This is a genomic window from Candidatus Kosakonia sp. 282A-S69 (genome assembly GCF_029433855.1).
Taxonomy (GTDB): Bacteria; Pseudomonadota; Gammaproteobacteria; order Enterobacterales; family Enterobacteriaceae; genus Kosakonia; species Kosakonia cowanii_A.
In genome coordinates this window covers 3,833-4,079 of the sequence record NZ_JAROAU010000005.1, presented here as the reverse complement: position 1 = coordinate 4,079, position 247 = coordinate 3,833, and the positions used below count along the sequence as shown (strand labels likewise).

At 39.3% G+C, this 247-nt stretch carries 1 protein-coding gene; it reads left to right on the top strand.

The features are described from left to right. Positions 1 to 247: hypothetical protein (locus tag PU683_RS20795; protein ID WP_277174510.1), on the top strand; the 247-nt coding region annotated here is incomplete at both ends.

The window sequence follows — 247 nt, the reverse complement described above, 5'->3', positions numbered from 1 at the left end:
GACAAAGAGCTGAAAAAAGCCGTAAAACAAAAAATCAAACTGGATGTTGAAAAAAGAGAAGACAAATATCCTGACTACGTTTCCTACGTCAATGATGAATTCACTCAGCTGGTGTCTGAATCAGAAGGCTTTGATAAACGCCTTCAAAAAGCATCAGGAAAACAAAAAGAAAAGATCGAGAACGAGCTGTCCGCAAGAGTCAGCACGCTGATGAAAGACGGTGTGAAAATTTATACTGCACTTGATC